The 5,394-nt window shown below is 58.8% G+C and carries 7 protein-coding genes; 2 read left to right on the forward strand and 5 right to left on the reverse strand.

Annotated elements, in window-relative coordinates:
* Positions 1-79: 79 nt before the first annotated feature.
* Positions 80-862 carry an EI24 domain-containing protein gene (locus Q1A59_RS16255; protein ID WP_299645238.1) on the forward strand — a complete coding sequence of 261 codons (783 nt, stop codon included), beginning with the start codon at positions 80-82 and terminating at the stop codon, positions 860-862.
* Here the strand turns inward: Q1A59_RS16255 and Q1A59_RS16260 are convergent.
* The 5 genes from Q1A59_RS16260 to Q1A59_RS16280 all read right to left on the reverse strand — a co-directional run bounded on the left by Q1A59_RS16260 (position 765) and on the right by Q1A59_RS16280 (position 4,981).
* Positions 765-1,067 carry a hypothetical protein gene (locus Q1A59_RS16260; protein ID WP_298402387.1) on the reverse strand — a complete coding sequence of 101 codons (303 nt, stop codon included), beginning with the start codon at positions 1,065-1,067 and terminating at the stop codon, positions 765-767. The two genes, Q1A59_RS16255 and Q1A59_RS16260, sit on opposite strands and share 98 nt — an antisense overlap.
* Entirely contained in the window at positions 1,013-1,657 is a 645-nt protein-coding gene (locus tag Q1A59_RS16265) for a sorbosone dehydrogenase family protein (RefSeq protein WP_298402385.1), read from the reverse strand. The genes Q1A59_RS16260 and Q1A59_RS16265 overlap by 55 nt, the downstream gene beginning before the upstream one ends.
* A gap of 326 nt (positions 1,658-1,983) precedes the next feature.
* Positions 1,984-2,961: an electron transfer flavoprotein subunit alpha/FixB family protein gene (locus Q1A59_RS16270; protein ID WP_298402383.1), complete on the reverse strand. Its 978-nt coding sequence runs from the start codon at positions 2,959-2,961 to the stop codon at positions 1,984-1,986.
* Between the two features lie 19 nt (positions 2,962-2,980).
* The gene (locus tag Q1A59_RS16275) at positions 2,981-3,760 is read right to left on the reverse strand and encodes an electron transfer flavoprotein subunit beta/FixA family protein (RefSeq protein WP_298402381.1); all 780 of its coding nucleotides are present in this window, start codon (positions 3,758-3,760) and stop codon (positions 2,981-2,983) included.
* A gap of 54 nt (positions 3,761-3,814) precedes the next feature.
* Entirely contained in the window at positions 3,815-4,981 is a 1,167-nt protein-coding gene (locus Q1A59_RS16280) for an STAS domain-containing protein (RefSeq protein ID WP_298402379.1), read from the reverse strand.
* 162 nt (positions 4,982-5,143) lie between these two features.
* Here Q1A59_RS16280 and Q1A59_RS16285 point away from each other — a divergent pair.
* The coding region (locus Q1A59_RS16285) for an argininosuccinate synthase domain-containing protein (protein WP_299645239.1) at positions 5,144-5,394 on the forward strand (251 nt) is incomplete at its 3' end.

Below are 5,394 nucleotides of genomic sequence, written 5' to 3' on the forward strand. Positions count from 1 at the left end.
GGAGTCATACTTGTCGCCCGAGCCGCATGCAATGATATAATCACCCTCGTCGCAATCATACGAGAGGTTTTCAACCCCTATGCAATCGTTCCTGCACGGTTTCAGCTATCCCTTCCGTGCTATCCGGCTAATTGCCGGTCAGCCCTTGCTCTGGCGCTATATTGCCATTCCAATTGGATTAAATCTGCTGGTGGGATTGGTACTCTACACAACCTTGTTGCTGGCCGGGTTCTCAGCGATTAATGCACTGCTGGCCGGTTGGCCGATATGGATCGAGTGGTTGGTGCGCGGTTTGCTGATCGTTGCGCTTTTCATTGGGTTAGGGTATCTGCTGGTGCGGTTCGGTGTAGTGCTCGGTTCGCCATTCTACAGCCGGCTTTCCGAGCTGCTCGAAGAACGGTTGCGCGGGGTTGCCATCACTGCGCCGCCGGCAACGCCGGCCAATATTGCGCGTGATCTGGGGCGCGCCCTCTCGTTTGAGCTGAAGAAGTTGCTGTTGACGATCGCTATCGGTTTGCCTGCACTTTTGCTAAACCTGATCCCCGGCGTCGGTTCGGTTTTGGCGACGATCACCGGTATTGCGCTCGGCGCGACGATCACCTGCCTCGACTTCTTCGACCCGCCGCTCGAACGGCGGCGCTGGCGTTTTCGGGCCAAGCTCGGCTTTATCCGCCGTCATTTGCCGGCCAGCGCCGGTTTCGGTTTAATGTGTCTTGGATTGGTGAGCATTCCGCTCTTCAACTTGGTGGCGGTGCCGATCGGTATTACTGCCGGCACGCTTTTTTATTGCGATGTGGCCGAAACACATCGCCATTCGCCAGCCGGTCAAGCCCTAACGGCGCGTAGTGGGCCAGATCGGTAAACAGTGCCGGCGTTGCTTGCGCGCAACTGCTGAAAGCGGCATCGAGCGGCACCCGCGTGTCACGCACCTCTTGCGAGTCAGCAGGCACCGGCCCTAGTTCGGCGGTGTAGCAGTAGGGCCAGCCATAATGCTTGCCGCGCTCAACCTCGATCAGTACCTCTTCTGGCGGCAGATCGTTGCCCAAGCCATCGCTGCCGTTGTGCATGGCCCACAGCCTCCCGTCGGGAAAAAAATAACATCAACGCTATTGCGCAAGCCTTCGGCCCACACCGCACGTCGGCGTGGATCGGGATCGCTGGCGAATGGATTATCGGCGGGAATGTCGCCAACGAGTGTGTAGCGGAGGATGGCGGACCGGCGCGGATCGCCCTCGCTGCACCCGACGGTGATATTGCACTTCGAGCCGACCGACACATAGAGCATACCATCTGGGCCAATGCGGGCGGTGCGAGTTGAGTGACCACCGTCATCGGGCAGCCCGTCAACAATAACCGTTATTTCGCTGCTCTCGAACATCCCGTTGCTATCATTGTCGCGCAGCCGCCACACCGTGGCATTGCCGGCGGCGTAGAGATCGCCGTTATGCCATGCAAGGCTATGCCCGCCGGGCAGATTCGTAGCCATCAGCGTGATCCCATCCGCCCTCCCATCCACATTGGCGTCGGCCAGCCGCACAACCCGGTTGGCGCTCCGTTCGGCGACGTAGAGCGCGCCATCTGGCCCGATAGCCATCAGTTGCGGGCGATTCAACCCGCTCGTATAGAGCCGCACCGCGTACCCAGCAGCGACTTGCAACCGCGTACTGATTCTATTTCTGGTGGGATGGCCGGTGATCGAGTGATGAGCGGAAAGTGCAGCACATAGCTTGATTGGGCGAGGGTGATGGCAGCGAGCGTCAAGCCCATCGCAACTAGCGGGACAGCCAATGAGCGTTGCATACGTGTTAGCCTTTGGGTTGATGATACGGTACGCTCATCATACCAAATCAGCTAGCACGCTTACCAAACACATGCCCCGGTGTTGGCCTAGGTTAGAGATTGACAGCATGCATAGACGCAGATATGCAACATCCCTTCTCCCACCATGTGGGAGAAGGGGAAAGAGGCGAGGACAACGATTGCTTACCGGTTCAACCGCGCCTTAATCTCTTCGGTCAGCAACGGCAAAATCTCATTGACATCACCGACCACGCCGAGCGTGGCAATACGGAAAATCGGCGCATCGGGGTCTTTGTTGATCGCCACGATCGTGCGGCTGGTACGCATGCCGGCCAGATGCTGGATCGCGCCGCTGACACCGGCAGCGATGTACAGTTTAGGGCTGACCGTCTTACCAGTTTGGCCGACCTGATGCTCATACGGTACCCAGCCATCGTCCACGATCGCGCGCGAGGCACCGTATGCCCCACCCAACGCCTCGGCCAGCGGCGGAATCAGGCGGTAATAGTTGTCTTTGTTGCCCAACCCGCGCCCGCCGGTAACGATAATCGCTGCATCGGTCAGGTTAACTGCGCCGGCCTTCGGCGCTACCGCATGCACCTCTGTGCGCGGGTTGAGGTTTGCAACCGCTAATTCCGTGACCGGTGCGCGGCGATCGGGCTGGGCTGTGGCTTCGGGGAAGCTCTGCTTGCGCACCAGCGCCACCACTGGCTTGCCGGCGGCAAACCGGTAGGTGTTGATCACATTGCCGCCGTGCGACGGGCGTGTCGCCCGGATCGCGCCATCCTCCACTTGCAGATCGGTTGCGTCAACCACCAACCCGGCATTGAGATCGGTAGCCAGCGCCGCGCCGAAATCGCGCATCTGGAAACTCGTTCCAGCCAGAATCAGCGCCGGATTGCACGCCTGCACCGCGGCCATCGCCGCTGCAACGTAACCATCGGTGGTGTACTGGGCCAGCGCCGGGGCATTGACGGTATAGACCTGATCGGCGCCAAACTGGCCGGCCCGCGCCGCGACGGCGGTCGTGGGGCCAATGGCCAACGCCGCCAGCGAACCGCCCAATGCATCGGCCAATTGCCGTCCTTTGCCGAGCAATTCGCGCGAAATGGCGGCCAGATCATCGCCAACCGCTTCGAGAATAACCAACACGTTGCTCATGATCGGCTCCTTTCCGCGCTTAAATCACCTGATACTCTAGCAGCTTATCGACCAGTTTGCGCACTTTGGCGGCGGCATCGGGGCCATCGATCATCTCGCCCTTCGGGCGCGGCGGCGGCGGCACCCGCTCGGCCAATTGAGCAGCCGGAGCCAGATCGGCGGCGTTCAACCCCAGATCAGATGCCGTCCACACCGGCGGCTCAATCTTGGCTACCCGCTTGATCTTGAGCAACGACGGATAACGCGGCTCGTTAATGTCCTTGATCACCGACATCACTGCCGGTAAGCGGCAAGACACCGTCTCGATCACGTTTTCGAGGTGGCGTTCAACTTTGATCGAACCTCCCGGCTGCAACTCAAGCACCTTGCCGACGTAGGTCAACTGGGGCCAGCCAAGCAAGCGAGCCAGTGCCGGCGCGAACGCGCCGCTCTCATCGTCGGTGCTATTGCGACCGGTTATGACTACATCAACGTCGCCGAGCTTACGGATCGCGGCAGCGGCCACTCGCGCGGCGGCAATCGTATCAAGCTGAGCAAAATCCGGATCGCTCAGCAACAGCGCATCGGTTGCACCCATTGCCAGCGCCCGTCGCAACTGCTCAACCCATTCGGAAGTGCCGATCGATAGCGCCGTCACCTTGCCGCCATGCTGCTCGTTCCAGCGAATCCCCTCTTCGAGCGCATATTCATCGAAGAGGTTAATGATCTTCTCAATCCCCTCTGCGTCAATGGTCAGATCGGGCCGGATCTTGACCGAATTGTCGCGGGGGACCTGCTTGAGACACACCACGATGTGCATGCTATGGCCTCCTTCGTACCATGGAGCGGTAACGCACTGCATTATAGCAGAGTGTTAGCCAGCGAGACTCAGCGCAGCCGGAATATCACGGGCAAACCGAAACAGATCCGGTGGCATATCAGCAAGGCGCAGTGCCTGTTCGGGCCGGGTGCCGACCAAAATGCTTTGCGCGCCGAGCAGCCGCGTCCCTCGCCCAACCCGGATTAGCGTCGCGATACTGTGCTCATCAAGCGTCGCCAGACCATTGATATCAATCACCACCGTGCGCGCCCGCCGTTGTTGAGTCGCGTTAAGGACAGTCTGCTCAAGTTGTTTGCTACGTTCGGCGTCGAGATGGCCGACCAGCGGCACAAAGATCGTCTGCGGGCCGAGTGGTGTTATCGGTAGACTGAGTGCCCGGATCGTCGCTTGCAATTGCAATTCGCGCTCAAGCTGGGCTTGCTGAGCCTGTATAGCGGCAGCGAGTTGCTGTTGGCGATTGTGATTCGTGTCGAGGAGATACTGGAAGGCATTGCGCAGCCGTTGTAATTGGTTGATCGAACTAACGGCGCTAAGCTGGCCGTGATCATCAGTGTGCGCCAAACGTTCAGCATCAGCGGTCAGCCAATCGACACTCTTGCCAACCTGCCAGATCAACGATACGGCCAAGGCAAGCGCGATTAACACTGCCGCGCCGACCACGGCTGATGCAATCCAGAACCCTTCGTTAGCGATCCGTTCGAGTGCTGCTATTCGCTGTAGGTAATACGTTTGGTACTCGCGTTGCGCACCGATTGCCAAGCTGTGAATGGCCCGGATATTGCGATGGTAATCAGTAGAACTAATCAACTCTTGGGCGCGTTGGCGATCGCCGCGATCAAGGAAGACCAACGCAGCATTATGCTGCTCAACCATCGCATTATAGCGCGCCACAAGTTCTAGCTCGATAAACCCCCGATCGAGTTGTGTGTAGGTTTCAAAAAACTTGTGCGCTTCAGCGCGAATCTGCTCGATCCGTCTCCGATCAAGATCACGTCCAGCGATCAGTTCGCTAATGTGATACTGTTCAAGCAAAATGAGCGATTCACCTTGGGCTACTTTCACGAGATCGCTGGCGCTGCGATCAACTGCTGCAACCGCCGCGGTTACTCGTTGCTGTGAGTAAAGAGCGATCACACCAATGAGTGCTAGCGCCACGAGCAGCGGTGAAAGTGAGAGAATGAGGCGTGCGCGTAGATCCATAGCAATGCTCGGTTGATGAGTCAGTCGTTGTTTAACCAATCTTTCACCAGTATTGTACCATCTCTGCTGCGGCTGGTTGCATCGTTGGAGCGCGTGCGCTTCCCTGCTATAATACGGCGGAACGAGTGAGCATCATTTCTCAGACCAGAAACGAGTAGCGCCATGGCCAAAATATTGCAACACCTGCCGGTTGGGGAGAAGATCGGCATTGCCTTTTCTGGCGGCCTTGACACCAGCGCCGCGATCCACTGGATGCGCGCCAAAGGCGCGATCCCCTACGCCTATACCGCTCATCTTGGCCAGCCCGACGAACCTGATTACGAAGATATTCCGCGCCGGGCCTTAATGTACGGCGCTGAGGCGGCGCGCCTGATCGATTGCCGCCACCAGTTGGTGGCCGAGGGCTTGGCCGC

The sequence above is a fragment of the uncultured Chloroflexus sp. genome, from assembly GCF_937951745.1.
GTDB lineage: Bacteria > Chloroflexota > Chloroflexia > Chloroflexales > Chloroflexaceae > Chloroflexus.

Coding starts and splice junctions, on each gene's coding strand:
- Q1A59_RS16255 (WP_299645238.1), top strand. CDS start 80: ATGCAATCGTTCCTGCACGGTTTCAGCTATCCCTTCCGTGCTATCCGG.
- Q1A59_RS16260 (WP_298402387.1), bottom strand. CDS start 1,067: ATGCACAACGGCAGCGATGGCTTGGGCAACGATCTGCCGCCAGAAGAG.
- Q1A59_RS16270 (WP_298402383.1), bottom strand. CDS start 2,961: ATGAGCAACGTGTTGGTTATTCTCGAAGCGGTTGGCGATGATCTGGCC.
- Q1A59_RS16275 (WP_298402381.1), bottom strand. CDS start 3,760: ATGCACATCGTGGTGTGTCTCAAGCAGGTCCCCCGCGACAATTCGGTC.
- Q1A59_RS16280 (WP_298402379.1), bottom strand. CDS start 4,981: ATGGATCTACGCGCACGCCTCATTCTCTCACTTTCACCGCTGCTCGTG.